This is a genomic window from Brotocaccenecus cirricatena (assembly GCF_020687045.1).
Classification (GTDB): Bacteria; Bacillota; Clostridia; order Oscillospirales; family Oscillospiraceae; genus Vescimonas; species Vescimonas cirricatena.
In genome coordinates this window covers 44,884-67,729 of the sequence record NZ_JAJEPW010000011.1, presented here as the reverse complement: position 1 = coordinate 67,729, position 22,846 = coordinate 44,884, and the positions used below count along the sequence as shown (strand labels likewise).

Annotated in this window: 24 protein-coding genes, 1 pseudogene and 1 riboswitch; of the genes and pseudogenes, 10 read left to right on the top strand and 15 right to left on the bottom strand. The window is 58.0% G+C overall.

Annotated features, from left to right (window positions below):
* Window positions 1-19: 19 nt before the first annotated feature.
* From LKD37_RS05725 to LKD37_RS05680, 10 genes and pseudogenes are all read right to left on the bottom strand, one after another.
* Window positions 20-436, bottom strand: a complete 417-nt coding sequence (locus tag LKD37_RS05725; protein ID WP_302928315.1) for a very short patch repair endonuclease — start codon at window positions 434-436, stop codon at window positions 20-22.
* Complete coding sequence (locus LKD37_RS05720; RefSeq protein ID WP_302928314.1) at window positions 436-1,311, bottom strand: NgoMIV family type II restriction endonuclease; 876 nt, start codon at window positions 1,309-1,311, stop codon at window positions 436-438. Before LKD37_RS05720 ends, LKD37_RS05725 begins: the two co-directional genes overlap by 1 nt.
* Window positions 1,259-2,281 (bottom strand): DNA cytosine methyltransferase, encoded by a 1,023-nt coding sequence (locus LKD37_RS05715; protein ID WP_302928313.1) that lies wholly within the window; start codon window positions 2,279-2,281, stop codon window positions 1,259-1,261. The genes LKD37_RS05720 and LKD37_RS05715 overlap by 53 nt, the downstream gene beginning before the upstream one ends.
* Window positions 2,278-2,499: a helix-turn-helix domain-containing protein gene (locus tag LKD37_RS05710; protein ID WP_110436824.1), complete on the bottom strand. Its 222-nt coding sequence runs from the start codon at window positions 2,497-2,499 to the stop codon at window positions 2,278-2,280. Before LKD37_RS05710 ends, LKD37_RS05715 begins: the two co-directional genes overlap by 4 nt.
* A 157-nt stretch (window positions 2,500-2,656) precedes the next feature.
* Window positions 2,657-2,947: a hypothetical protein gene (locus LKD37_RS05705; RefSeq protein ID WP_302928312.1), complete on the bottom strand. Its 291-nt coding sequence runs from the start codon at window positions 2,945-2,947 to the stop codon at window positions 2,657-2,659.
* A 318-nt stretch (window positions 2,948-3,265) separates the two neighbouring features.
* Window positions 3,266-3,898 (bottom strand): annotated as a pseudogene (locus LKD37_RS05700) (plasmid recombination protein); the annotation flags it as partial.
* 402 nt (window positions 3,899-4,300) lie between these two features.
* Window positions 4,301-5,473, bottom strand: coding sequence for an AAA family ATPase (locus tag LKD37_RS05695; protein WP_302928311.1), 1,173 nt, complete (start codon window positions 5,471-5,473; stop codon window positions 4,301-4,303).
* Window positions 5,463-5,798, bottom strand: a complete 336-nt coding sequence (locus LKD37_RS05690; protein WP_302928310.1) for a plasmid mobilization protein — start codon at window positions 5,796-5,798, stop codon at window positions 5,463-5,465. The genes LKD37_RS05695 and LKD37_RS05690 overlap by 11 nt, the downstream gene beginning before the upstream one ends.
* A 1-nt stretch (window position 5,799) precedes the next feature.
* Window positions 5,800-6,873 (bottom strand): tyrosine-type recombinase/integrase, encoded by a 1,074-nt coding sequence (locus tag LKD37_RS05685; protein ID WP_302928309.1) that lies wholly within the window; start codon window positions 6,871-6,873, stop codon window positions 5,800-5,802.
* The gene (locus tag LKD37_RS05680; RefSeq protein ID WP_431833243.1) at window positions 6,860-7,057 is read right to left on the bottom strand and encodes a LysR family transcriptional regulator; all 198 of its coding nucleotides are present in this window, start codon (window positions 7,055-7,057) and stop codon (window positions 6,860-6,862) included. Before LKD37_RS05680 ends, LKD37_RS05685 begins: the two co-directional genes overlap by 14 nt.
* Window positions 7,058-7,499: 442 nt before the next feature.
* Here LKD37_RS05680 and LKD37_RS05675 point away from each other — a divergent pair, with 442 nt between their 5' ends.
* Entirely contained in the window at window positions 7,500-8,030 is a 531-nt protein-coding gene (locus LKD37_RS05675; protein ID WP_302928308.1) for a helix-turn-helix domain-containing protein, read from the top strand.
* 223 nt (window positions 8,031-8,253) lie between these two features.
* Here the strand turns inward: LKD37_RS05675 and guaA are convergent, their stop codons facing one another.
* From guaA to LKD37_RS05660, 3 genes are all read right to left on the bottom strand, one after another.
* The gene (gene guaA, locus LKD37_RS05670; protein WP_302928307.1) at window positions 8,254-9,783 is read right to left on the bottom strand and encodes a glutamine-hydrolyzing GMP synthase; all 1,530 of its coding nucleotides are present in this window, start codon (window positions 9,781-9,783) and stop codon (window positions 8,254-8,256) included.
* A complete protein-coding gene (locus tag LKD37_RS05665) occupies window positions 9,780-10,364 on the bottom strand; it encodes a xanthine phosphoribosyltransferase (RefSeq protein WP_302928306.1) in 585 nt (194 codons plus the stop codon). Before LKD37_RS05665 ends, guaA begins: the two co-directional genes overlap by 4 nt.
* A gap of 133 nt (window positions 10,365-10,497) precedes the next feature.
* Entirely contained in the window at window positions 10,498-11,394 is an 897-nt protein-coding gene (locus LKD37_RS05660; RefSeq protein ID WP_302928305.1) for a LysR family transcriptional regulator, read from the bottom strand.
* Between the two features lie 174 nt (window positions 11,395-11,568).
* A riboswitch (THF riboswitch) is annotated at window positions 11,569-11,666 on the top strand.
* 85 nt (window positions 11,667-11,751) lie between these two features.
* On the opposite strand from LKD37_RS05660, the gene LKD37_RS05655 reads away from it, so the two are divergent.
* The 5 genes from LKD37_RS05655 to LKD37_RS05635 all read left to right on the top strand — a co-directional run bounded on the left by LKD37_RS05655 (window position 11,752) and on the right by LKD37_RS05635 (window position 15,832).
* Window positions 11,752-12,345: a folate family ECF transporter S component gene (locus LKD37_RS05655; RefSeq protein WP_302928304.1), complete on the top strand. Its 594-nt coding sequence runs from the start codon at window positions 11,752-11,754 to the stop codon at window positions 12,343-12,345.
* Window positions 12,342-13,616: a bifunctional folylpolyglutamate synthase/dihydrofolate synthase gene (locus tag LKD37_RS05650; protein ID WP_302928303.1), complete on the top strand. Its 1,275-nt coding sequence runs from the start codon at window positions 12,342-12,344 to the stop codon at window positions 13,614-13,616. The genes LKD37_RS05655 and LKD37_RS05650 overlap by 4 nt, the downstream gene beginning before the upstream one ends.
* 251 nt (window positions 13,617-13,867) lie before the next feature.
* A complete protein-coding gene (locus LKD37_RS05645; RefSeq protein ID WP_302928302.1) occupies window positions 13,868-14,035 on the top strand; it encodes a DUF6472 family protein in 168 nt (55 codons plus the stop codon).
* 81 nt (window positions 14,036-14,116) lie between these two features.
* Window positions 14,117-14,779: a selenium cofactor biosynthesis protein YqeC gene (gene yqeC, locus LKD37_RS05640; RefSeq protein WP_302928301.1), complete on the top strand. Its 663-nt coding sequence runs from the start codon at window positions 14,117-14,119 to the stop codon at window positions 14,777-14,779.
* A gap of 15 nt (window positions 14,780-14,794) precedes the next feature.
* A complete protein-coding gene (locus LKD37_RS05635) occupies window positions 14,795-15,832 on the top strand; it encodes a M42 family metallopeptidase (protein WP_302928300.1) in 1,038 nt (345 codons plus the stop codon).
* Window positions 15,833-15,902: 70 nt separating this feature from the next.
* Here the strand turns inward: LKD37_RS05635 and LKD37_RS05630 are convergent, their stop codons facing one another.
* Window positions 15,903-17,384, bottom strand: coding sequence for a sodium:solute symporter family protein (locus tag LKD37_RS05630; RefSeq protein WP_302928299.1), 1,482 nt, complete (start codon window positions 17,382-17,384; stop codon window positions 15,903-15,905).
* Window positions 17,385-17,833: 449 nt separating this feature from the next.
* Entirely contained in the window at window positions 17,834-18,031 is a 198-nt protein-coding gene (locus tag LKD37_RS05625; RefSeq protein ID WP_302928298.1) for a ferredoxin-thioredoxin reductase catalytic domain-containing protein, read from the bottom strand.
* Between the two features lie 396 nt (window positions 18,032-18,427).
* On the opposite strand from LKD37_RS05625, the gene LKD37_RS05620 reads away from it, so the two are divergent.
* The 4 genes from LKD37_RS05620 (at window position 18,428) to LKD37_RS05605 (ending at window position 22,792) form a co-directional block, all read left to right on the top strand.
* On the top strand, window positions 18,428-20,266 hold the full coding sequence (locus tag LKD37_RS05620) for an NAD(P)-binding protein (protein WP_302928297.1): 1,839 nt from the start codon (window positions 18,428-18,430) through the stop codon (window positions 20,264-20,266).
* Window positions 20,260-21,996, top strand: a complete 1,737-nt coding sequence (locus LKD37_RS05615; protein ID WP_302928296.1) for a [FeFe] hydrogenase, group A — start codon at window positions 20,260-20,262, stop codon at window positions 21,994-21,996. Before LKD37_RS05620 ends, LKD37_RS05615 begins: the two co-directional genes overlap by 7 nt.
* Before the next feature lie 184 nt (window positions 21,997-22,180).
* Window positions 22,181-22,402 (top strand): PF20097 family protein, encoded by a 222-nt coding sequence (locus LKD37_RS05610; protein ID WP_302928295.1) that lies wholly within the window; start codon window positions 22,181-22,183, stop codon window positions 22,400-22,402.
* 132 nt (window positions 22,403-22,534) lie between these two features.
* Complete coding sequence (locus LKD37_RS05605; RefSeq protein WP_302928294.1) at window positions 22,535-22,792, top strand: hypothetical protein; 258 nt, start codon at window positions 22,535-22,537, stop codon at window positions 22,790-22,792.
* Window positions 22,793-22,846 lie beyond the last annotated feature (54 nt).

The window sequence follows — 22,846 nt, the reverse complement described above, 5'->3', positions numbered from 1 at the left end:
TTTCATTCCGTTGTTTGCATTATTGGCTTAAGCAATGCTCAAGTCTGAGCATAGTACTTTCAAAATGGCTTCTAATTTCACATTCCCACAGCACAATGACTTTCCAGCCGTCAGTCTCAAGTGCCTGAATATGCTCCTGATCTCGTTGCTTTGTTCGCTCTATCTTGGGTCCCCAATATGCTTTATTGGATTGACTGGCATGAGCATAATGACTGCCGCAATCATGCCCATGCCAATAGCATCCATGAATGAAGATAGCAATTTTCTTTCTGGTGAATACAATATCCGGTTTTCCGGGCAGCGCCTTGTAATTCACACGGTAGCGGTATCCCATAGAAAACAGCTTGCGGCGCACCAAAAGTTCAATACTGGTATCTTTGCTTTTGATGTGCGACATGATCTCACTACGGCGGACAGAGGAAACAGAATCAGCCATTACACAGACAAATCCAGTGGGAGATCGGAAATATCCTTCAGCCGCTTGCCCTGCACCAAGGTTTCCAACGTTTCTACCGCATCCTCAGAACCCGCCTCTTTAACCGCACGAATCAACTCATAGAGTGCAAAGTGATATACGCAGTCAATATCGCCAGTACCAAGTGCGAGAGATGCCAGACGATTCGGCATGGGCTCTGCCGTCACGACAACGATGTGCGGCAAATGTCCTTTCCGATTGCGGATCAGATTCAAGGCCTCTGTCCGGCTATTCTGTGCACGGTCGCTACGCATCGTGTACTTTGCAGAGACACTGGCATGAAGAATGGGTTTTCCGCCGTTAGACTTCCGAATATCAGCCATTTTGCAGATTTCGTCATCAACAATGGTCTGAGCGGCATTGATCTCGCTGTCCTCATAGAGATCGCGGTAAACAACAACGTCAGGTGCAACGAGGTAATCATTCCCGAGTGCAGCAGCCAACTGTGCGTTCTGTGTCGTAAGCGCATTTAAGCAAGCAAGATGCTCGTACTGCGCAAAATCGCTTGTTTTCAGTTTGTTGTTATTGCCGAGCTGAAGAATTGTCCAGTTTCCGGGACGGAGGTTCTGCAAATAGGGAAAGGTTTCACGCAGGAACTCCATTGTCAGCGTTTCAAATTGCTTTCCGAGAGTCTGCCCGGAAATTTTGTCAACCGTGGAGACAGCATGATGCTGTTCCTCCACAAGAATGTCAACGATCCTCCGCGCAATCGCCTTTGAGCCGCGGCTGCTGGTGTCTGCATTGGATGCGACGCCTGCCGTGGTCAACGTCAGCGTGTTGGTTTCAAATAACCGCTTGTGAAAGTGAAATCTCGCGTTCGCTATCAATGCATCCATGTTCCAGACACTCCTTTATTTTTTCTCCGACTGCCCGGGCAACGGGGGGCGGAAATGCGTTTCCAATCATCCTACAAGCTACTGTTTTCCGGCTTCCAAATGTCCATGTATCGGGGAAACCTTGAATCCGTGCCATCATCCGGCTTGTCAAGCGGGGCATACCCTCAAATCCGGGGGCGGGTGCTTCGTTTGCAATTCCTCGACCATCTACGCCCAACTCCGCCCATGCATTACGGGCGCGTGTGGGACCAAGGTCAGGACCACCGTGCTTCTTGGAGCCGCCTACAAGGGTCGGAGCGATCCGGTTTGCATTAGATGCCCACTGCTTCGCACCTTCCCATCCGTTCTGTGCCATCAAATCACGGAGCGTATCACCAACAGTGGGGGCGCTGTCTGGTTGTTCATCAGGATAGGCAAATGCTCCAATCTGATCCTTCCGAATGCCGATGATAACCACTCTGGGACGTAGCTGCGGAACACCATAATCAGATGCGTTCAAGAGTTTGATATGGGTTACATAGCCGAGCTTTTGAATCGACGTAAAAATGTGGTCGCGGTATTCATCAAAGCCCGGATCAAGAAAGCCACGGACATTTTCAAGCATGACAGCACGCGGTTGAATTTCTTTGATAAGCCGAATGGCCTCCGGGAAAAGGTCCCTTTCGTCTTCCTGACCGAGCTGCTTTCCTGCAACGGAGAAAGGCGGGCAAGGAACGCCGCCAGCCAGCAGATCGACGCCGTGGTATGGGCGTCCGTCAAAATCGTGAACATCTGCGCAAATGACGTTCCACTCCGGGCGATTCTGCTTTAATACCTTGCAATAATCTTCTTCATACTCGACAAGCGCAACATGGACAAAACCCGCCATTGCAAGCCCCAAAGCCTGTCCACCAGCGCCAGCGCATATTTCAACACAAGTCAACGGTTGCTGCATTTTCTTTTCACTCCTGCGTAGTTCGATTGAAATCATGACTGTTCTGTATCTCCTTCATCAATGAACTCCATGATGTCTCCTACATCACATTTGAGCGTCAAGCAAATCTTATGCAGGCTTTCCATAGAGACAAATTCGTTTTTTCCCATTTTGGCAAGCACATTGAAGCTGATACCGGAGGCATCTTTCAAATCTGTCCGGTTCATTTTCTTGTCGATCAACAGCTTCCAGAGCTTATCGTAGGAAATAGGCATCGCAATTCTCCGTTCCAAAGTTAGACTGATTATACTATAGCACAAAACGACGATGTTCGCAAGATAATCTCCTCAGAACGTGAGATGTTCTTTGCAAAGAAAAAAGCCGCCCGCAGGAGCATCCAAACTCCTGCGGACGGCTGTGGCTGATATGAGCTTATACTCGTCCTCTCAACCCATTCTTCTTAGCAAGCTCACTTGCCGCGTGACGGCGCTCGTCGGAATACGGTGCGGTCAGGCGAACGGCAAATCGTCTGCGGTCAATCTCAAAGGTCAGACCGCCCTGTTCGTCATCGTCGGTCTGCCTGCACAGGTTGGGATACTCTGCCGCGTACTGTGTCAGCCGCTTTTTGAGCGCGGTATTGTGCGTCTGGATTTCGACGGTTTTGCTGGCTTCGTCAAAATAGATGCAGGTCGTTTTCTGCCGCTTGGTCAGTCCAGTTTTCATATTGCCTCCATTTCTGCCTGTTCTACGAAAACGGGCGCATTTTCAAGTTTTTTTCTCGGCTCTACACCCGCAAAAACAGGCTGATTTTTGAATGGGGAGCGCCCGGACAATACGCTGCTCGATCTGGACGCTCCCATTCGATAAAATCCGTTTTTCTCAGCTCAACACGACATCAGCGGGCATCGTCCCGCATTGCCGCTTTTTCTCTGCGTGGACGGAAGAAATGCCAGAGGTTATTGCGCTGAATTACGTCTTCATAGTGTTGAACTTTCCCGCGAAGCTCTGCGTTTTCGCGTTCCAGATCCGATGTGCGGAGTTGCCCTTGGTGCTCAGAATCGACTCGCCATTCTCGTCCAGCGCTGGCTTGGAGTTCCACTTCTTGCTCATGCTGACCTGCTGAATCGTCTCCTTGACCGTTCCCACCAGCGATTTATCCTTGCAGCGTTTCGACCACAGGATTTGTTTCTCCACGACGGGGATGTAGACCACATGAAGGTGGTAGTGGTACACGTCCTGCCCCAGTGCGTCGGACATAGCGCGGTTGCGCTCATCGGCGTGCATGACCGCCGATAGGATGTACTGCTCGCCGCCCACAATTTTGATTGCAGCTTTGTAGGCATCGGCGTAAAATTGTTTTGCAAATTCATAGCCGCCGTGGTTGAAGAAGTACGCGGAGTTGACGTCGAAGATCGGCTCTCCGAATTTCTCAGCATCCGCTTTCAGGCCGCGGGTGGAAATCACGCCGTCGGAGCGCATCTGCTCGAACATCTCCTTATACCCGGCGGTTGGTGTTTTGAAATGGACGTTATATTGTGTCCGTTCGGGAACGATATCCTGATTGACATACGATGATTTTTCGCGCTCGTTGTGTGCTTGCGCGTTGCCGATGTCTGCGTCTTTCATTCTTGCGTTTCTTGCGCTGGTACGGTGGATACCGTCGCCTCTTGCCATAGGCAGTTTACCTCCTGAGTTCAGATTGTGCAGGACGGGGGCTTTCGGGGAGGCACTTCTGCGGAAGTGTAATAACCCACTATGATACTTTCATCCTGCGGCTGCAAAGTATCGTGGGCTCTCCGAGGGGGTATGCGGCATCTGCGGATGCCTCTGCCGGTTTTGCAGTTTGCGGTGTGGATACAAACCGCAAAAACCGGCGTGGTCAGCAGCTTATTTGCAGACAAGTTCCGCTCATAATCTCCTGCCCACATCCATCTCAAACTCTGCGGATTTTTCGATGGGGACGGGGGACGCGGAAGGTCGTGCTGCCGGCCTTTCTCCGCGACGGTCGCAACGATTGCGTCGGTTGTTTTGGTGGTATTATTTTCACCGTTGCAACCGTCGCAGCCGTCGCGCAGATTATTCACATGCAGCTACGAAGGTCAGTGTGATACACCGCCCTTCGTGCCGAACCTTGTTCTCATAGCGGACATGGTATTCATCCAGCAGCCTGCCGGATTTTACATTCAGATACTTGCTCAGCGCATTTGCCGCCATGCCGACATGGACGGCATCGGCAAGCGCAGAGGGCGAGCCTGTCCATACCGGCTGTTCTGCGGACACCAGCCTTGAAACGGATTCCAGAACATGATCGGGCGGCTCTTTGTGCAGCTCGTTTTCTACCTTTTCAAGATTCCAGATTTGCGTGTCGGCATCCTTTTTCAGATAGAGAATCTGATCCTGCTGGTCGCGCCCCACGACGTCGATGGTTGCCTCCAATGCCGTGCGCTTTTTCTTCTGCATGAGAAGCGACCCGTCCGCACAACCGAGCAATCCTGTTGTACCGGAGATCATTTCGAAGCTGTCACCGGCAGGCTGCTTGCGGGTGTGGTGAACAGTCAGAACGCAGACGCAGTGCTTGTCGGCAAATTGCTTGAGCCGACCGATGATCTCATAATCGCTGGCGTAGCTGTACGCCTCGCCGCCGACCTCGCGGATTTTCTGCATGGTGTCAATGATAATGAGTTTGGTGTCGGGATGTTCCCACACGAAGTTCTCAAGCTGCTCGTCCAGCCCGTTTCCAATCTTGCCCGCCGCGGTTGCAAAGTGCAGCCGGTCGGTGTCGTTGACGCCGTACATCATGAACATACGGCTCTGGATGCGCTGAAAATCATCTTCCAGCGCGAGGTACAGCACTGTGCCGGGGTAGACTTCGTAGCCCCACAGAGCTTCGCCCGTGCTGACATGATAGGCGATCTGCGCCACCAGAAATGACTTGCCAATCTTCGGCGCTCCTGCGAGGATGTATGCGCCCGCATAGAGCAAGCCGTCGATGATCGGCGGCCTGCTCTGATACGCAGTCTGGTACAGCTCGGTCATGGAAATTGTGTGCAGGTAATGCGGATCGGTTAATCGCTGCATCCTGCGGTAAATTTCATCCAGACTTTCTGCGCTGTTTTGAAAATCACCGTTGATTTCCTGCTCAAAAGTGGATATACTGTTCTCAGTTGAATTGTGAAGCGGCTGCCCATCATCTGCGCCAACAGATGTGTCCGGGGCGGTCGTTTTCTTTTTGCGGATTTCATTCTCCATAGGCGTTTTCCTCCTTCATGCCGTCCATGATGGCTGCGATCATTTCAATCACATCCAGCAGCTCGTCGTTCACGCTGCCGCCCGCTTCAATGCGCCGCAGCTCGTTCAGCACAGCGGCAAGCTGGTCGCGCAGCGCTTTGTAGACCCGTGGATTGCCCTGTACCACCACGTCCTTGCAAATCAGGCGGCGGGTGATGTAGTCCTGTTTCGTCAGCCCTGAGAGCTTGACAAAGGTTTCAATCTGCCAGTCTTCCTCCGGTGATACCCGGAAGGCAACAGTCTTGTTGCGCCAGCGGTTGTGGTTGTCTCGGTTTTTCAGTGACATTTTAATTGCTCCTTTCGACGTTCAATTTATCTGCCATTTCCTTCTGCACAGTTGGGAACAGATGCGCGTACCGATAGGTGATCTCCACACTTTCGTGTCCCACACGATTGCCGATGGCAACGGCGGAATAGCCCATGTTGATAAGTAAAGAAACGTGGCTGTGTCTCAAATCGTGGATTCTAATGACCTTGACACCAGACGCCTTGCACCCGAACTCCATGCCGCGCTTCAAGGTGTGCTTGGTCAGAGGGAAGATGCGGCTGTCCGGTTCCAGTCCGTAAAGCTGCTTGAAATAGTCCTGCATCTCGTCACAGAGGAAGTCAGGCATCTGGATTACGCGATTGCTTTTCTTCGTTTTCGGCGTGGTGATAACGTCCTTGCCCTGTAGCCGCTGATAGGATTTATTGATGCGGAGCGTTTTCTTCTCAAAATCGAAGTCCGCAGGCGTCAGTGCCAGCAGTTCACCCTCGCGGATGCCACACCAGTACAGGATTTCAAAGGCGTAGTACAGCATGGGCTTGTCCATCATGGCGTCGATGAATTTGATGTATTCTTCCTTCGTCCAGAACAGCATTTCCTTCGGCTGCTCGCTGCCCATATTCCCGGCCTTTGCAGCGGGATTGATCTGTAAGCCGTAATACTTGATGGCGTGGTTGAAAATACAGCTCAGTTGGGTATGAACGTTCTTGAGATAGTCCGGGGAATAGCTTTCGCCGCTTGACTTGGTGTGCTGCCGTATCTCGTTCTGCCAGTCGATCACATCACGGGCGGTGATTTCCGAGAGCTTGCGCTTCTTGAAATACGGAAGAATCTTCGTGCGGATGATATGCTCCTTGCTGAGCCATGTGTTGAGCTTCAGCTTGGGCTTGACGTCCTTTTCATAGAGCGCCACAAAGCTCTCGAAGCTCATATTGACATCAGCCTGCTTCTGCATCAGAAACTCGCGTTCCCATGCCTGAGCCTCTTTCTTGGTCGCAAAGCCGCGCTTCAATTTTTGCTGGCGTTCACCGCGCCAGTCGGTATAGCGAAACTGCACATACCATGAGCCGTTCTTCTTGTCCTTAAACGCTGCCATTCGATTCCCTTCTTTCCTTCGGTTCTCTCGTTCCGTAGAACTTCTCATGGAAGAACTTGCGGTCGATCCTGCCTGCAATGGTGATGCAGCCGGTCTTTCGCAGCTCTTCGTTCAGCTCACGGATGAGCTTATACGCATACGGAACCGATACGCCAAGCTCTTCCGCAACTTCATTTACTCTCATAAAAATTTCTCCTGCCATAGGCAAAATACCTTCCTTTCCTGATTTGTGGTTGATTGCTTCGCCGTTCTATCCGCCGGACTCTGGCAGGCAACCCTTTTCGGCGCTGTGCCGTTTTCTTTTCTCCTTGGCACGCTCATTTCATCGCCTGCTTCCCCGGAGAAAGTATCCCTTGGACGGTCATTCAGTTTTGCGGTTTTTGGATTTCACCCCCCTCTCACCTTACAACGGACATTTTTCCTGCATTTTGGGGTACCCTAAATTGTAAAATTTTTATGAATTAAACTAATATGCTTAGCTTACAACTATTGTACTATACATATAAGTTTAAGTCAAGCCGGCTCGCAGGAAAATATTAAATAAATTTGCTTAGATTTTTCTTGACGAAATTAAACATATCTGCTATACTCATTATCAAAGACAACCGACACAGGAGATGGCTATTATGGCGATTGGTGAACGCATCCACTTTTTCCGCACGATGCGGGGCATGACACAGAAATATCTCGGTATGGCGCTGGGCTTTCCGGAGAAATCCGCAGATGTTCGCCTTGCGCAGTACGAGAATGGTTCCAGAACGCCCAAGGCGGACGTGACCGCTGCGCTGGCACAGGCGCTTGACGTTTCGCCCAAGGCGCTGGATGTACCGGACATTGACTCCTATGTGGGGCTGATGCACACGCTGTTCACGCTGGAAGACCGCTACGGTCTTGAGGTCTGTGAGTGCGAGGATGAGGTGCATCTGCGCGTTCATATCCACAAAGGACGCGACGCAGCGGAGCTTCACAGGATGCTTTCCGCATGGGGTGCGATTGCCGCCAAGCTGAAAGCGGGGGAGATCACCAAAGAAGAATATGACCGCTGGCGCTACCGCTACCCTGAACTTGACACCTCCGGTCAGTGGCACAAGATCACGCCGTCGCAGGAGCTGAGTGATATGCTCCTTGCCGATCTCAAGGAACATAGTGAAGAATAACAAAAGGCTCTGCCGACCTTCTTTTACAGAAAGTCAGCAGAGCCTTTTTCGCTCTCAATATAGGATTGGATGCGACATCAAACCTGCAAACCATTCGCTCGCCAAAACAAGAACAAACAAAATGGCTTTAGTATCTGCTATCATTTTGCTATCAAACAGGAAATGAGATTTTCAAAAAGTGAGTGTTTTCAAGGCTTTACAGCCCATCATATTCACTTTTTTCTCATTCCCACTCCACCGTCGCGGGGGGCTTGGAGGTGATATCGTAGACGATCCGGTTGATGTGCTTCACCTCGCCGACGATGCGACCGGAGATCTTGTCCAGCAGGTCATAGGGGATGCGGGACCAGGTGGCGGTCATGAAGTCCTGGGACTGCACCGCACGCAGGGCCAGGGTATAGTCATAGGTGCGCTCGTCGCCCATGACGCCCACGCTGCGCAGATCCGTCAGCACGGCGAAATACTGGCTGGTGGTGCGGTCCAGACCGGCCAGCGCCATCTCCTCCCGGAAAATGGCGTCGGCATCCCGAAGGATGGACAGCTTTTCCTCGGTGATCTCGCCGATGACGCGGATGGCCAGGCCGGGACCCGGGAAGGGCTGACGCCACACCAGCTGCTCCGGCAGGCCCAGCTCCAGGCCCAGCTGCCGCACCTCATCCTTGAACAGGCGGCGCAGAGGCTCCACGATGTCCTTGAAATCCACGCAGTCAGGCAGACCGCCTACGTTGTGGTGGCTCTTAATGACGGTGGACTCGCCGCCCAGGCCGGACTCCACCACATCGGGATAGATGGTGCCCTGGGCCAGGAAGTCCACGGCGCCGATCTTCTTGGCTTCCTCCTCGAACACGCGGATGAACTCCTCACCGATGATCTTCCGCTTACGCTCGGGGTCCGTGACACCGGCCAGCTTGCTCAGGAAACGGGGACCGGCGTTGACCCGGCGGACGTCCACGTTGAACTGCTTGGTCATCACATGCTCCACCTGGTCGCCCTCGTCCTTGCGCAGCAGGCCGTGGTCCACAAAGATGCACGTCAGCTGACGGCCCACCGCCCGCTGCAGCAGCGCGGCGGCCACGGAGCTGTCCACGCCGCCGGACAGAGCCAGCAGCACCCGGCCATTGCCGATCTTCTCCCGGCACTGGGCCACAGCCTCCTCCAGATAGGACGCCATGGTCCACTCCGGCCGGAAGCCGCAGATCTTATACAGGAAGTTCTCCAGAATTTGGCGGCCATACTCGGTATGCACCACCTCCGGGTGGAACTGCACGCCGTAGAGCTTCTTTTCCAGACACTGGACCGCCGCGTGGCGGCAGCCCTCGGTGGAGGCGATGATCTCGAAGCCGGGGGCCAGGCGCTCCACCTCCACCCCGTGGCTCATCCAGTACACAGCCGTCTCCGGCACGCCGTCGAACAGGGGAGAGGCGGTATGGGTCAGCTCCGTCTTGCCGTACTCCCGGGTGTCCGCCTTGCAGCACTGACCGCCCAGCAGGTGCATCATCAGCTGCAGACCGTAGCAGATACCCAGCACGGGAACACCCATGGACAGCATCTCCGGGTCGATCATGGGAGCGCCGGGGTCAAACACCGTGGCCGGGCCGCCGGTGAAGATGATGGCGTCCGGGGCAAAGGCCCGGACCTCGTCCATGGTCATGCGGAAGGATTTGATCTCGCAGTATACGCCGCATTCACGGACGCGGCGGGCCACCAGCAGGTTGTACTGGCCGCCGAAATCCAGCACTAAAACCTTTTTCATACGGGATCATCCTCCCGGAAGGTGATGTGGTCGGGGGTCGCTTCCTCGATGACGGCCAGGGAGTGGATGGGATAGCCCTTCTCCCGCAGGGCGTCGCCGCCGTGCTGGAAGCCCTTCTCCACTGCCACGCCAATGCCCACCAGCTCAGCCCCGGCGGCCTTGACGATGTCGATGAGGCCCTGCATGGCATAGCCCTTGGCCATGAAGTCGTCGATGATCAGCACCCGGTCCTTGGGACCCAGCCACTCCTGGGCCACGATGAGGGTCACTTTTTTCTTATAGGTATAGGAGAAGATCTCGCTCTGATACAGGCCGCCCTCGATATTGTCGCTCTTGGCCTTCTTGGCGAACACCATGGGAACGCCGTATTTCTGGGCACACACCGTGGCCAGAGGGATGCCGCTGGCCTCCGCCGTCAGCACCATGGTGATGTCCTTCACATCGAAATACTTGGCGAACTCATCGGCCAGCTGGCTCATAAGGGCGGTGTCCACCCGGTGATTCAGGAAACCGTCCACCTTGATGATGTTGCCGGGCAGGACCTTACCTTCCCGGCGGATGCGCTCCTTCAGCAGTTCCATAAATTCCTCCTATAAATCTCACATTGCTGTGAATAATGACTCTATTCTGCCCTATTCACGCCGCAAAAGCAAGGGGTCGAAAGGGCGAAGTTCCCGGCATTTCCGGGGCGGGTTTTGTCACTTATGACGGCGTTTAGCCCCGGCGCAGGCTCTCCCGGATAAAATCGCTGAAGCGCTGGGCCGCAGACGTCAGGGGCACGTCCCGCAGCACGCACAGGTCCACGCTGCGGGGCGGGATATCAAAGGACGTGCGCAGCTTCCGCAGGCGGCCGCTTTCCAGCTCCCGGCGGACAAACTCCTCCGTGACGCCGGCCACGCCGAACCCGATGGCCGCCAGGTCCACCAGCAGGCTCCGGGCGCCCAGCTCGATCTCCGGGTTCAGGTGCAGCCCGTTCTGCAGAAAGTATTTTTCCAGATACAGCCGGGAGGAGGCCTTCCGCTCCAGCAGAATCAGCGGGAACCGGGCAATCTCCTCCAGGGTGTATACATGGTCGAAGTCGCAGGGATACTCCGCCCCGGCCACGAAAATGGAGTGGGTGGCCAGGCACGGGAAGGTCTCCAGAGACGCTCCCTCCTGGGGGGTGCTGGCAAAGGCAATGTCCACCTTGCCGGACTGCAGCAGGCCCAGAACCTTGTGGCTCCGGCCGGAGATGATCTGAATATGAATGGCCGGATACTGCCGGTGGAACCGGTCCAGATACGGCAGCAGGAACTGGCTGGTCACCGTGTCGCTGGCGCCGATGGTCAGGTGGCCCATCTGCAGGTCCCGGCTCTGGGACAGCTTCTCCTCGCCGGTTTCCAGCAGGCCCATGGCGCTGCGGACGTATTCATACAGCATCCGCCCGTCGGCGGTCAGGGTGACGCCCCGGGAGTTCCGGGCGAACAGCCGGGTCTGCAGCTCCGCCTCCAGCTGCTTGATGGACTGGCTGACGGCGGACTGGGATATAAACAGAGTCTGGGCGGCGGCGGTGATGTTTCCGGCCTCCGCTACCTCCTTGAACACACGATAAAGCTCCAGCTTCACGGACATGACAGCACCTCATTAAGAAAAATAATGCGTACAGTTTGTATCATCTGCTGTAATTATATCAAATATTCCCGGGAATGCAACCCCTATCTTTCCTTCCCCGAAGGATTCGGCATTTTTTCCGATTTCCCTTGCTTTTTCCCGGCGGCTTCTGTATAATCATGACTGGCTTTTGCTGCAAGAGTAGAAGCGGCGCGTTAAGTGCCGGTCGGATGGGAGGTTGCCGCCGGACGAAGGAGACCTGTCTCCGCGGTGCCGTCTTCGCATCCGCTTTGGCAGCCGGCCCGGGGGTTCGCGCCCTGACAAGTGCATACTCCCCAACCTCCTCCCAATTTTTACCCGAATTAGGAGGTATTTTTTATGTCTGAACGTCACACCCATGCATCTGCCCACGGCAGACCCAAGTGGCCCGTGCGGGCCATGGTCACCTGCGCCCTGCTGACCGCCGTCAGCGTGGTGCTGGCCCGGTTCCTGATCCCTACCCCCAACGAGGTGACCCGCTTTTCCTTGGAAGCGGTGCCTATCTTCCTGGCCGGGATGCTGTTCGGGCCGCTGCCCGGGGCCCTGACAGGCTTTGCCGCCGATTTCATCGGCTGCCTGTTCTCCCCCTATGGCTACAACCCGATTTTCTGCGTGCCCCCGATCCTGTACGGCCTGTGCGCCGGGCTTTTCCGTCCCTGGCTGACCCGCAGATGCAGCCCCCTGCGGCTGGCTCTGGCGTTCCTGCCGCCGGTGATCCTGGGGTCGGTGCTGTACCAGAGCTTCGCCTTGGCCATGATCTATGGCGGCGGCGCAAAAGCCGCGTACTTTCTCACCCGGCTGGCGGCCCGCAGCGTGCAGTTCGCCATTACCGGCGTGCTGGACGTGCTGGTGGTGTGGCTTCTGCAGCGTTCCGGCGCTCTGCGGGCCGTGGGCCTGCCGCCGGTGCAGTCGAAAGGAAATGATATACAGTGAACATTGACGAAACCCTGTCTTATATCCACGCCGTCTGCTGGCGCAGCAGCATCCCGGGGCTGGAGCGCATCCGGGCGCTGCTGGCGCTGATGGGGGACCCCCAGAAGGGCCTGGAGTTCATCCACGTCACCGGCACCAACGGCAAGGGCTCCACCTGTGCCATGATGGCCAGCATCCTCCAGGCGGCGGGCTATCGCACGGGCCTGTACACCTCGCCCTTCCTGATCCGGTTCAACGAGCGCATGCAGGTGGACGGCCGGCAGATCACCGACGACGAGCTGTGCGAAATCACGGCCCAGGTCCGCCCTCTGGCGGACTCCCTGGACCCTCACCCCACGGAGTTTGAGATGGTCACGGCCATCGCCTTCGCCTATTTCGCCCGGCACAACTGCGATATCGTGGTGTGCGAGGTGGGCATGGGCGGCGAATTTGACGCCACCAACGTGATCCCCGCCCCGGAGGCCGCCGTGTTCTGCAACATCGGTCTGGATCACACCCAGTATCTGGGGGACACCATTGAAAAAATCGCCGCCACCAAGGCCGGGATCATCAAGCCCGGCTGTGACGCGGTGCTGTACCGCCAGACGGCCTCTGCGGAGGAGATCATCCGCCAGCGGTGCGAGCGTCTGGGTGTTCCCCTGCACCTGGCGGATTTCGACGGCATCCGTCTGGAAAGCGCCGGGTTGGAGGGCCAGGTTTTCGATTGGGAGGAGCTTACCGGCCTGCGCCTGCCGCTGCTGGGACGGCACCAGCTGTGCAACGCCGCCGTGGCCCTGACGGCCATCCGGGTGCTTCAGGCCCGGGGCTGGGCCATTACCGACTCCCATATCCGCCGGGGGCTGGCCTCCACCGACTGGCCCGGCCGGTTCCAGATCATCGGCCATGATCCTCTGTTCATCATCGACGGCGGCCACAATCCCCAGTGCATCCAGGCCCTGGAGCAGAACATCCGGGACTATCTGCCCGGGCGGCCCCTGACGGTGCTGACCGGGGTCATGCAGGACAAGGACTACCACTGCATGTACCGGGGCGTGGCGCCCTACGCCAACTCCTTCATCACGGTGACGCCGGATAACCCCCGGTCCCTGCCTGCCGGTGAGCTGGCGGCCTATATCCGGGAGCTGGGCTGTTCTGCCACGGCCTGCGGCACCATCCGGGAGGGGGTGGCCCTGGCCCTGGAGCAGGCAGGGCCTGACGGCACGGTGCTGTGCTACGGGTCCTTGTACCTCATCGGAGACGTGGAGCTTCAGCTGCGGGAGCTGAGAAAATAAAGGAAATGAGCGTGCATCCGCCCTCTTTACCCGGATGCACGCTCACTTCATAGGCACGGGAGGTAAGACCCTCTCCACTCATGATTATATTTGATTTTCATATTTTCGTCAAGTGTAAAATTCGAATAATTGTAAGCTATCTACTGATAAGTATTTTTGAGACTGTCAAAAGAAGACTTCATGACAAGCTGGTTATTGACGCAGCACCCCCGATGGACGTATAATCATCCTGACGAAAGGAGGCCCGGCACATGACCCAGTGCGAAGCCTGCTGCTTTTATAACTACGACGAGGAATACGACGAATACATCTGCGACGTGGACCTGGACGAGGACGAGATGGTGCGGTTCCTGTCCGGACGGGGGGACTGCCCCTACTGGCGGCCCGGCGACGAATACCGCACCGCCCGGCGTCAATAGGCGGAAATATAGGTGGATTTTTCCACCGCCCTGTGATACAATGGCCCTGCCGCATACGCGGCGCAAAGGGAGAGTGAGAAAATGGATAAGCTATGCGACCTGCTGGACATCCGGCCCGGCGTCACCGCCCTGATCGGCGGCGGCGGCAAGACCACCCTGATGTATCACCTGGCCCGGGAGCTGCGGGAGCGGGGCACCGTGGCGGTGACCACCACCACCAAGATCTGGCCCCCCACCGGCATCGCCGTGGCCCAGGACCCGGATACCGCCCGGGAAATTCTGGCCCGGGAGGGCCTGGTGTGTCTGGGGGTCCCGTCGGCCCAGGGCAAGCTGGTGTCCCCGGGCTTTGAGGGCTGGGACGCCCTGGCGGACTATACCCTGGTGGAGGCGGACGGCTCCGCCGGAAAGCCCTTCAAGGGCCACGAAAAACACGAGCCGGTGCTGCCGCCCCGGCGCAGCACCACCATTCTGGTGCTGGGAGCCGACGGCTTCGGCCGTCCCATCAGCGTTGCGGCCCATCGTCCGGCCCTGTATGCCCGGCTGGCCGGTGTGCCGGAAAACCGGCCCGTGACCCCGGCCATCGCAGCCCGGGTGGCCGCCCGGGAGGGATTTCATGACCAGGTTTTCGTGAACCAGGTGGACCAGGAGGAGGAGCGTCCCCTGGCCCGGCAGCTGGCGGAGCGGCTGGACTGCCCGGTGGCTGCCGGTTCCCTGCGGTCCGGCTGCTGGGAAAAGATCAAATAACAGGAGGATTCAACTATGGAACGTACCTATGCGGAATATGCCGCCCACCAGGCGGTGGAGCTGCTGGCCATCGACAGCCCCACGGGCTTCACCCGGCAGGCGGCGGAGTGGGTGCTGAACGCCTTCCGGTCCCTGGGCTATGAGGCCCGGACCACCGTCAAGGGCGGCGTTCTTATCGACCTGGGCGGCAGCGACGAGAATGACGGCCTGCTGCTGGAGGCCCATGCCGACACCCTGGGCGGCATGGTGGCGGAGATCAAGGGAAATGGCCGCCTGCAGCTGACGGCTCTGGGCGGTATGCGTCCGGAAAACGGCGAGGCGGAGAACGTCCGGGTCTACACCCGCGGCGGCCGGGTCATCGAGGGCACCTTCCAGCTGTGCAACGCCTCCGTCCACGTCAACGGCGAATATGCCAACGCCAAGCGCAGCTATGACACCTGCGAGGTGGTGCTGGACGAGGACGTGAAGTCCGCCGATGATACCCGCGCTTTGGGTGTGGAGGTGGGCGACATCGTCTGCTTCGAGCCCCGGACCCGGATCACCGGCTCCGGCTATATCAAGAGCCGCTTCCTGGACGACAAGCTGTCCGTGGGCATTCTGCTGGGCCTGGCCAAGTTCATGAAGGACAAGGACCTCACGCCCCGCCGCCGGGTATATGCCCATGTGACGGTGTATGAGGAGGTGGGCCACGGCGGTGCGGCCAACGTGCCCCAGGGCGTTACCGAGGCCATCAGTGTGGATATGGGCTGCGTAGGCGACGGCCTGCGCTGCACCGAGCGCCAGGTGTCCATCTGCGCCAAGGATTCCGGCGGGCCGTACAGCTATGAGGTGGTGGGAAAGCTCATTGACGCTGCCCAGCGGGAAAAGGCCGACTACGCCGTGGATGTATATCCCCACTACGGCTCCGATGTAGAGGCCACCCTGTCTGCCGGAAACGACCTGCGCCACGGGCTTATCGGCGCCGGCGTCTACGCCAGCCACGGCTATGAGCGCAGCCATATCGATGGCGTGTGGAACACCCTGAAGGTGCTCAAGGGATATCTTGAAATTTAAAAACTGCCCCTTATGTTAGACAGCCCCTGCGGGAAAATCCCGCAGGGGCTGTTGTTCGATTTGGGATGCTTTACCGGCCGACAGACTCCTCAGCGATCTTTCTGGCGACTTCCTCGTCAGTCAGATAGGCGCTGGGGGCGGGGGCCACGCCGCGGCCCCACTCGATCCAGTTGACCACAAAGAAGGAGATGGTGCTCACCAGGCATCCGGCCACCACCGGCATCAGGAACATCCAGGTGCCGCCGCCGCCCACGATCTGCCACACCACAAAGGCGATGGTGCCGCAGATGATGGAGATGATACCGGAGTTCTTGGTGGCCTTGGGCACTGCCAGGCCCAGGCCATATGCGGCGAAGGGACCGGCGCAGCGAATGCCGAAGGCGAAGGTGTTCATGGCCACGATAGACACGCCGAACAGAGAGATCAGCATGGCCACAACGGCGGACAGCACGTTGCAGGCCCGGGTATAGAAGATGGTCTGCTTGTCCGTCAGCTGCTTCTTGCCGCCCAGACCGGTGTACAGGTCGTTGATGATCATGGTGGACATGCACAGCAGGTTGGAGTCGGCGGAGGACATGGTGGCGCAGATGATGGCGGCGGAGATCAGGCCCGTCACCACACCGGGGGCATAATGACCGGTGACGATCATCATGGCGTTGCTGCCGTTCTCGGCCAGGCCGGGCAGCTGATCCTGCAGAGCGAAGGCAGCCAGACCCAGCAGGGTGGGGAAGATGGACATGGCGGCCATGAGGATAGCGGAGACAAACGCAGCGTTCTTGGCGGTCTTTTCGTCCTTGGCGGTCTCAAAGCGGGAGACCATCTCGGGACCGGCCAGGAAGGTGCAGAAGTAGTTGAAAATGTAGCCGATGATGGAAGCCCAGCCGATCTGGGTCAGGTTCAGCTTCTCACCGGGCAGAGCCGCAGAGATGGCGCTCCAGCCGCCGGCATGGTTCAGCACGATGGGAGTGGCGATGGCCAGGCCCACCAGGATGATGCCGAACTGCACCAGGTCGGAGATCTGGTCGGCGATCATGCCGCCCATGGTGGTGTACAGAATGATGACGATGCCCGCGAAGATCAGGCACACATTCAGGGGAATGGAGGGGATCAGGGCGTTGATGACGCCGCCGGAGGCGGCGATCTGGGAGGAGGTCAGGCAGAACAGCGACAGCACGGACAGGATACCCGTGAAGTTGCTGGAGAACTTGCCGAACCGGCGGCCCACCACCTCGGGGATGGTCACGGCCATGGTCTTGCGGATCTTGGGAGCGAAGTAGGCCAGGGGGATCATGGCGATGGAAGCCGCCAGGACGTACCACACGGCGCTGAGGCCCCAGTCGCCGAAGGCCTTCTGGGCCAGGCCCGTGGTGCAGCCGCCGCCGATGTTGTTGGCGGACAGGGAGAACGCCACCATGAACAGGCCCATGCGGCGTCCGGCCACCATGTAGTCCTTGGCGTTCTTGATCTGGACCTTGCTGACCACGGCGCCCACGGTCAGCATGCCCACCAGATATGCGACAACGATAATCAGGGGCAGAATTTGAATTTCCATATGCTTTTCTCCTTCTTTTTTTCCCGGATTCCTGCTGGGTACTTCACTACTTTACTCGCAAATATTGCACCATGCAACAAAAATTTGATCAATTTGTTAGCTTTCTGTGAATTCAACAAAACATACCGTTTATAATCGTCTATAATGCATAAAAACGCAGAATTGCGCTAAATTATGTCATTATCGACAAACATCCCTGCCATTTGCTGGAATTATACCGGCATGATGCACTCCTCCGCCGGGCGAAAAAATCCCCCGGTTCAATGTGAACCGGGGGACAGGCAGCTTGTCAAAAAGTCTTTTTGACAAGCTGCTTGCGGTTTTTCAGAACTTAGAAAGTTCTGAAAAACCTGTGATTGCAAGCGAAAGACACCCCTGATGGGTTTCTTTCGTAACTATCTTCCTTTCCGATGGCGAAAGATTTCCGGATTTTTTGACAGTCTCAGGTCTTACTTCTCCTTATAATACAGACGGCAGTGGCAGTACCCCTCAAAGTCGGGGTCTGCGATCTGGTCTTTGAATTCCTTGCACATGCAGCGGGTTTCCTCCGTCCGGGCCAGGCGGCACGGGCAGTACCCGCCGGTGCGCTTTAACCCCTCCCGGATGGCGTCCACCACCTGCCGGTCCTCGTTGAGCCGAACCTTCATGGCGCGCCTCCTTTCTGATTTGTACACTCACTATAACATGTACAGGCCCCGTCCGCAATATGCAAATGCAACACTTTGTCCCGGGCTGATTTTCATGTGCCGAAATTTATTGCATTTATACGAAACAATTTTCGTCACAATCTTGGCAATGGAGTGGGAAACGTTCCCGGTTTTCCGCCGTTTCCGAAGATTTCAAAATTTCAGGCCGCCCTATGGTTCCGTGAATTTTTCTGCAATGTTTTCTCATCAATTATGAAAATTTCTCATCGGATAGACAACTTTTCTGAAACAATTGACTTTTGAAATCAATTGTGGCATTCTGTAGCTGTAACCAATATCAGTCCGTCTGCGGCGCACAGCCAAACGCCGCAAGCGGACGGAAGGAGTGGAACTGTTTTGAGCAGACTTGACATCAAAACCCCCAGCAGGGCTCAGACCGTGGTAGAGGGTCTTTACCGCGATGTGGAGCGCCGGATCGCCGCCAGCCCTCCGGGCCTGTGCCCGGTGGAAATGTCTCTGTCGTTTCTGCAGCTGTGCCACGCCCAGACCTGCGGCAAGTGCGTTCCCTGCCGCATCGGCCTGGGCCAGCTGACCAAACTCATTTCCCAGGTGCTGGACGGCACCGCCAACATGGACACCGTCCGCATCATCGAGAAAACCGCCCGCAGCATCGTGGACACCGCTGACTGCGCCATCGGCCGGGACGCCGCCCGCCTGGTGGTGGATGGCCTGGAGGGCTTCCGGGACGACTATGAGGAGCACGTGCAGCACCACCGGTGCCTGGCAAGCCTCCAGAATCCCGTGCCCTGCGTTGCCCTGTGTCCGGCGGGGGTGGATATCCCGGGCTACATGGCCCTGGTGGGGGTCGGGCGCTACGCCGACGCCGTGCGCCTGATCCGCAAGGACAACCCCATGCCCACCGCCTGCGCCTACATCTGTGAGCATCCCTGCGAGGCCCGCTGCCGCCGGAATATGATCGACGATCCCATCAACATCCGGGGCCTGAAGCGGTATGCCGTGGACCACGCAGGCGTGGTGCCCAATCCCCCCTGCGCCCCGGCCACCGGCAAGACCGTGGCCATCGTGGGCGGCGGCCCCAGCGGCCTCAGCTGCGCCTATTACCTGGCCCTGATGGGCCATAAGGTCACCATTTTCGAGGAGTGCAGCAAGCTGGGCGGCATGCTGCGCTACGGCATCCCCAGCTACCGCTTCCCCCGGGAGAAGCTGGACGCCGAGATCGACTCCATCCTGTCCCTGGGCATCGAGGTCCGCACCAACGTCCGCATCGGCCGGGACATCTGGCTGGAGGAGCTGGAAAAGCAGTTTGACTGCATCTACATCGCCATCGGCGCCCACCAGGACAAGAAAACCGGCATTCCCGGCGAGGACAGCAGGAACGTCATGTCCGCCGTGGAGATGCTCAAGGCCATCGGCGACGACGTGATGCCCGACTTCACCGGCAAGCAGGTGGTGGTCATCGGCGGCGGCAACGTGGCCATGGACGTCACCCGCAGCTCCATCCGCCTGGGGGCCGGCAAGGTCACCTGTGTGTACCGCCGCCGCCTGGAGGATATGACGGCCCTGCCTGACGAGGTGGCAGGAGCCACCGCCGAGGGGGCGGAGATGATGACCCTGGCAGCTCCCGTCCGCATCGAGGCCGACGAGGACGGCGTGGCCCGGGCTCTGTGGGTCCAGCCCCAGATCATCGGCGACGTGGACGGCTCCGGACGTCCCAAGCCCAACAAGGCCGCTCTGGACCAGGTGCGCATCCCGGCGGATATCATCGTGGTGGCCATCGGCCAGGGCATCGAGATCCAGGGCTTTGACCAGGCCGGCGTGCCCATTACCCGCGGCGGACGGCTGGTGGCCGCCCTGTCCGGTCAGGTCAACGATATGGACAACATCTTTGCCGGCGGCGACTGCGTCACCGGCCCCGCCACCGCCATCCGGGCCATTGCCGCCGGAAAGGTGGCTGCCGCCAACATCGACGAGCACCTGGGCTTCCACCATGAGATCCGGGTGGACGTGGACATCCCGGCTCCCCGGCTGAACAACCGCCCGCCCCACGGGCGCATCAACACCACCGAGCGCCAGGCCTGTGAGCGCAAGTGCGACTTTGAGGACATCGAGTGCGGTCTCACCGAGGAGGGCGCCGTCACCGAGGCCTCCCGCTGCCTGCGGTGCGATCACTTTGGCTACGGCATTTTCAGAGGAGGTCGAGATATCAAATGGTAACGCTGACCATCGACAACAGAACCGTCACCGTGCCGGAGGGCACCACCATTTTAGAGGCCGCCCGCTCCGTGCGCCTGGATATTCCCACCCTGTGCTACCTGAAGGACATCAACGAGATCGGCGCCTGCCGCATCTGTATGGTGGAGGTGGAGGGGGAGCAGCGCCTGGTGGCCGCCTGCGACACCCAGGTGGCCGAGGGCATCGTGGTCCACACCAACTCTCCCCGGGTCCGTGAGGCCCGCCGGGTGAATCTGCGGCTGCTGCTGGCCCAGCACGACATCCGCTGTCCCAAGTGCACCCGCAGCGGCAACTGCAAGCTCCAGCAGCTCACCAACGACTATAACCTGCTGGGCAACCACTATATCAAGGACCTGCGGCCCATTGAGCCGGATTTCAGCACCCCCGTGGTGCGGTTTGAAAACCGCTGCATCCGCTGTATGCGCTGCATCCAGGTCTGCGACAAGATCCAGGGTATGCACATCTGGGACCTGATGGGCACCGGTACCCGCACTACCATCGGTGTGTCCGGGGCCAGGACGTTGGCAGACTCCGACTGCACCTTCTGCGGCCAGTGCATGACCCACTGTCCCGTGGGCGGTTTGCAGGAGCACGACGACACCGGCCGGGTGTTCGACGCCCTGGCCAACCCCAAGAAGATCACCGTGGTCCAGATGGCCCCGGCGGTCCGGGCCGCCTGGGCGGAATACTACCACCTGAAGCCCGAGTACGCCACTGCCCAGCGCATGGTCACCGCCCTGAAGCAAATGGGCTTTGACTATGTATTCGACACCAATTTCACCGCCGACCTGACCATCATGGAGGAGGGCAGCGAGTTTGTGGAGCGCTTTACCCACCGGGATCAGTACACCTGGCCTATGTTTACCTCCTGCTGCCCCGGCTGGGTGCGGTTCGTCAAAACCCAGTTCCCCAAGTATGTCAGCCATCTGTCCACTGCCAAGAGTCCCCAGCAGATGTTCGGTGCCGTGGCCAAGAGCTACTTCGCCAAGAAGCTGGGGGTGGACCCCCACGACATCTTCGTGGTGTCCATCATGCCCTGCACCGCCAAAAAGAGCGAGGCGGCCCTGCCCACCATGCGGGACGCCTGCGGCGACCCGGACGTGGACGTGGTGCTGACCACCCGTGAGATCGTCCGGATGTTCCGGGGTGAGCAGATCAACCCCGCCGTCCTGGATGAGACGCCCTTTGACAGCCCTCTGGGCAGCGGCACCGGCGCGGCGGTGATCTTCGGCGCCACCGGCGGCGTCATGGACGCGGCCCTGCGCAGCGCCTACTACCTTGTCACCGGCCAAAATCCCGATCCCGACGCCTTCCGTGACGTCCGGGGCATGGACGGCTGGAAGGAAGCCAAGTTCGATATCCCCGGGGCCGGACCGGTGTCCGTGGCGGTGGCCAGCGGCCTGCTGAACACCCGCAAGCTCATGACCGCCCTGGAGCGGGGCGAGGTGCGCTATGACTTCGTGGAGATCATGGCCTGTCCCGGCGGCTGCGCCGGCGGCGGCGGTCAGCCCATCCACGACGGCGTGGAGCTGGCGGAAAAGCGCGGCAGCGTCCTGTGGAACATCGACAAGGCCGCCCCCTCCCGGTTCTCCCACGAGAACCCCGAGGTCCACGAGCTGTATCGGGAGTTCATGAAAAAGCCCCTCAGCGATGTATCCCACCATCTGCTTCACACCGACCATCAAGCCTGGAAAATGCCCAGCCAAAAGTAATATTCCGTCAAAAGTGACAGCCGCTTGTCTGCAAGTGGCTGTCATTTTATAATTTTTTCATATATTTTTTATGGTTTGTTCTTACATTGTTCACATTTATATATTGTATTTATGGTAATATAATAGCAACATATATCATATGATGGAAAGTATAAAGCATAATGAGCAAGAGGAGGTACCTACCATGAAATGTCCCTGCTGTGGAAACGAGATGCAGTCCGGCTTTGTCCGGGCTATGGGCCGAGGCGGCGTGTGCTGGGTGACGGAGAACCGGCCCATGGGCGCGGCCGTGGGCTGCCCGGGCTTCCTGCTTCTGGGAAAGGCCCCCCACTCGGAAACGGACCACGTTCCGGCCCAGCGGTGCGCCGCCTGCCGGATGGTAACCATTGCCTACGACCCGGAATAACCGGTTTGCTGTACGGATAGCGGCACGGCGTAAGCCGTGCCGCTTTTCTGCAAATTTATGCAAATTCAACGAAGGCTCTTGTATTTTCCGGGAAAATTCGGTAGACTAATAGAAAAAATCAGGAGGTTTTTCATGAAATTGGAAACCAAGCGCAGATTATCCATGCTCCTACTGGCCGTAGCCGTGATCTTCTGGCTGCTGCGGCAGCTGGCGGTGGTGTATATCCCCGGTGTCTCGGCTCTGGCTCTGGCGGGGGCCATGCTCCTGCTGGCCTCCGGCATGGACCGCAGCCGCTCCAGCCAGAAGGCCGCCGTGACCCTGATCTTCGCCTTCGGCCTGCTGAACATCCTTTTCGCCATCATCGAGCTGTACGGCTATTTCCGCGCATGACCCCGGCTTGTCCCGGTTTGTCCCGGCTTGTCTCAGCCTGTCCCAGCCTGTCCC

Bases quoted from the DNA above. Each gene is read 5' to 3' on its own strand.
- LKD37_RS05660 (WP_302928305.1), bottom strand. From the start codon at position 11,394: ATGTCCGTGAAGCTGGAGCTTTATCGTGTGTTCAAGGAGGTAGCGGAG.
- LKD37_RS05655 (WP_302928304.1), top strand. From the start codon at position 11,752: ATGTCTGAACGTCACACCCATGCATCTGCCCACGGCAGACCCAAGTGG.
- LKD37_RS05705 (WP_302928312.1), bottom strand. From the start codon at position 2,947: ATGAAAACTGGACTGACCAAGCGGCAGAAAACGACCTGCATCTATTTT.
- LKD37_RS05695 (WP_302928311.1), bottom strand. From the start codon at position 5,473: ATGGAGAATGAAATCCGCAAAAAGAAAACGACCGCCCCGGACACATCT.
- LKD37_RS05710 (WP_110436824.1), bottom strand. From the start codon at position 2,499: ATGCCTATTTCCTACGATAAGCTCTGGAAGCTGTTGATCGACAAGAAA.
- LKD37_RS05645 (WP_302928302.1), top strand. From the start codon at position 13,868: ATGACCCAGTGCGAAGCCTGCTGCTTTTATAACTACGACGAGGAATAC.
- LKD37_RS05725 (WP_302928315.1), bottom strand. From the start codon at position 436: ATGGCTGATTCTGTTTCCTCTGTCCGCCGTAGTGAGATCATGTCGCAC.
- LKD37_RS05605 (WP_302928294.1), top strand. From the start codon at position 22,535: ATGAAATTGGAAACCAAGCGCAGATTATCCATGCTCCTACTGGCCGTA.
- yqeC (WP_302928301.1), top strand. From the start codon at position 14,117: ATGGATAAGCTATGCGACCTGCTGGACATCCGGCCCGGCGTCACCGCC.
- LKD37_RS05610 (WP_302928295.1), top strand. From the start codon at position 22,181: ATGAAATGTCCCTGCTGTGGAAACGAGATGCAGTCCGGCTTTGTCCGG.
- LKD37_RS05635 (WP_302928300.1), top strand. From the start codon at position 14,795: ATGGAACGTACCTATGCGGAATATGCCGCCCACCAGGCGGTGGAGCTG.
- LKD37_RS05675 (WP_302928308.1), top strand. From the start codon at position 7,500: ATGGCGATTGGTGAACGCATCCACTTTTTCCGCACGATGCGGGGCATG.
- guaA (WP_302928307.1), bottom strand. From the start codon at position 9,783: ATGAAAAAGGTTTTAGTGCTGGATTTCGGCGGCCAGTACAACCTGCTG.
- LKD37_RS05680 (WP_431833243.1), bottom strand. From the start codon at position 7,057: ATGAGAGTAAATGAAGTTGCGGAAGAGCTTGGCGTATCGGTTCCGTAT.
- LKD37_RS05720 (WP_302928314.1), bottom strand. From the start codon at position 1,311: ATGGATGCATTGATAGCGAACGCGAGATTTCACTTTCACAAGCGGTTA.
- LKD37_RS05715 (WP_302928313.1), bottom strand. From the start codon at position 2,281: ATGATTTCAATCGAACTACGCAGGAGTGAAAAGAAAATGCAGCAACCG.
- LKD37_RS05615 (WP_302928296.1), top strand. From the start codon at position 20,260: ATGGTAACGCTGACCATCGACAACAGAACCGTCACCGTGCCGGAGGGC.
- LKD37_RS05690 (WP_302928310.1), bottom strand. From the start codon at position 5,798: ATGTCACTGAAAAACCGAGACAACCACAACCGCTGGCGCAACAAGACT.
- LKD37_RS05685 (WP_302928309.1), bottom strand. From the start codon at position 6,873: ATGGCAGCGTTTAAGGACAAGAAGAACGGCTCATGGTATGTGCAGTTT.
- LKD37_RS05630 (WP_302928299.1), bottom strand. From the start codon at position 17,384: ATGGAAATTCAAATTCTGCCCCTGATTATCGTTGTCGCATATCTGGTG.
- LKD37_RS05665 (WP_302928306.1), bottom strand. From the start codon at position 10,364: ATGGAACTGCTGAAGGAGCGCATCCGCCGGGAAGGTAAGGTCCTGCCC.
- LKD37_RS05625 (WP_302928298.1), bottom strand. From the start codon at position 18,031: ATGAAGGTTCGGCTCAACGAGGACCGGCAGGTGGTGGACGCCATCCGG.